Here is a 2,220-nt window from a genome sequence, read left to right on the forward strand (position 1 = left end):
GAGCCATCAGAGCTGAATCGATTCCAAATTTCAGCGCCATCTCCATGGGGATCCAAACGGCTGCAACGCATTAACTCCACCCCCGGCGGCAGTTCTCCCACCGCTAAACACCATTGGCCTTCCCCCTCAGCGATCGGGTTGTGGCGTTCCCCTTCCAGCAGAATTCCATGAATGCCATCGCTATCAATCCAGCGGTTGCGTTGACCTTCACTACGGCCAATGGCTGGTACATAGGAATGTTCTGGGCTGCCATCATCACGGAAATGCACCTTAGCGCTGGGATCTGTGTTGCTAAACCAGTTGAGTGTGTTGCGCCAGCTCAGTAATAACGAGAGTTTTAAAGTTTTACGGCTTGGATTCTTAAAATGCCAACGAAATACCGCTACAGGCAGGCTGGTATCGCGATAGTTTCCAGGGATTATTGGGCTAAAACTTTCGCATTCCACCTCTGTTTTAAAAACATCGCAATATTTAAACCAGCTGAATGGATAGCGAGCGCTGTAAGTGCCGGTGCTTTGTTTTGCGCTGCTGGCTGGATACCAGCTCCAGGCTGAAAGTGGTTCGCCCGCTTCTGGGTTTGATGCATCAATAGTGGGTTTTACGGCAAGGCCATGGGCTGTAGTTGTGGTGCCGTTATTTTCAAATAATGCAAAACCACAATCGGGGATGTTTCCATACCAGTGCTCGCCGCCATCAAGGTGCCAAAGGTTGAAATCCCCTTTTGAACTACGGCCGATGCAACCAGCGCCAAAACCACCTAAGGGCGCGCCATGCCAGGGGCCATCATCCAAATTGCTGGCATAACGCACTTTGAATGGCTGATCCCAACCAAGGCCAAAAGGCCGGCTCCAGCTGGCAAGTGGACTTTTTTTAGCCGTTTTACGTTGCAATATCAACTTCAAGGCTGAAAGGCCAAAGGGCGCCATGGGGCATAAAAAGTTGTACCTAGCTTGTCAGAAGTAAGGCTAGATAAGCGTTCAATCTTGAACGGTTGAGTTTGGTGGGATCAAGTTGATATCTGGCGGAGAGCAAAGCAACGCCGCGGAGGAGAGCAATTCCTTGCCCTTGGCGTTCAGTTCCCTCAGCTTGGCGTTCTCGAGCTTCAGCTGCTCGGTTTCGCTCTTGATTTGCTCGGTTTCGTTCCAGATCTGTTCGGTATCGCTCTTGATTTGTTTGATCTCTTTCCTCCGCTGCATCATGCGCTGCTCGTAACCGGGATCCCGTCGCCAATTGAGCATCGATAAGTACAAACGCCAGCGAGGCAGCGATGAACCAAACGCCCCATTGTTGGTTGATTCTGATTTGGAAAGCTGGGAGGCTGATGTGGTCATAGGAGCTGTAAAGAGCAATTAGGGCAATTACAAGGCCACCAATGGCTTGAGTCCAGCCCTGGCGGTCGAAGATGAAGGCTGGTCTGCGTAACTCTTCTAATTTTGGCGTAGAGCCCCTCTCCTGTGGAAGTTCCGGCGGGGAAGGATTGCCAGAATCAAAAGTTGCCACTAAACAAGCAAACGCTAATTAGCAGCATAGTACATTTGTTCGAGCCCCCATGGCGTTGCAATGGTTCCTCCCTGCGTATGGGGCAAAATGCAACCACTAGTTGAGATCCCCCTGGCCCATGCAAATCCTGCATGTGATCGGCACAGATGCTGGTGGGGAGTTGAATTTGCCCCAATCCCTGCAGCTACTGCTTAAGCAGGCGCAATTGGTTGCAGCACCCAGCAGGTTGGCCTATGCCGCCAGCAGCGGGCAGCAATTGATTTGCACTGATCAACCCGCTGAAGCCATCGAAATCATTGCCGCGGCTATGGCTCTTGGTGAATCAACGGTGCTGCTTGCCAGTGGTGATCCGCTTTGGTTTGGCATCGGTCGCTTGCTGTTGCAGCGCTTTGAACCCGCGCAGCTTTGTTTTCATCCAGCCCCCAGTTCGATGCAACTGGCCTTTGCCGGCATCCCACGCCCTTGGCAAGATGCCAGCTGGATAAGCCTCCATGGCCGCGAACCGGAGGCCTTGGCGGCCGAATTGCAAAAGCGGCCGGCTGCTTTGGTGGTGCTTACCGATCCCAACCGCGGCGGCGCCGAAAGCGTGCGCTTGATCCTGCGCGCCTCCGGCTTGGAGGCCGCCTATGGCTTTTGGTTGTGTGAACAGTTAGGCCATCCGCAGCAACGGCTGCAACGCCTAGCCCCCAGGGATCCACTGCCTAAAGAGCTTGATCCGCT

3 protein-coding genes are annotated in these 2,220 nt (G+C 53.3%); 1 reads left to right on the forward strand and 2 read right to left on the reverse strand.

The window, feature by feature from the left end:
- Positions 1-926 (reverse strand): GH116 family glycosyl-hydrolase (locus KB557_RS10865; protein ID WP_255134120.1); only part of this gene is annotated, 926 nt, incomplete at its 3' end.
- 51 nt (positions 927-977) lie between these two features.
- Complete coding sequence (locus KB557_RS10870) at positions 978-1,331, reverse strand: hypothetical protein (RefSeq protein ID WP_255134122.1); 354 nt, start codon at positions 1,329-1,331, stop codon at positions 978-980.
- Positions 1,332-1,618: 287 nt separating this feature from the next.
- On the opposite strand from KB557_RS10870, the gene cbiE reads away from it, so the two are divergent.
- On the forward strand, positions 1,619-2,220 hold a 602-nt coding region (cbiE, locus tag KB557_RS10875; protein ID WP_255134124.1), incomplete at its 3' end, for a precorrin-6y C5,15-methyltransferase (decarboxylating) subunit CbiE.

The sequence above is a fragment of the Synechococcus sp. Cruz CV12-2-Slac-r genome, assembly GCF_024346075.1.
Lineage (GTDB): Bacteria > Cyanobacteriota > Cyanobacteriia > PCC-6307 > Cyanobiaceae > Synechococcus_D.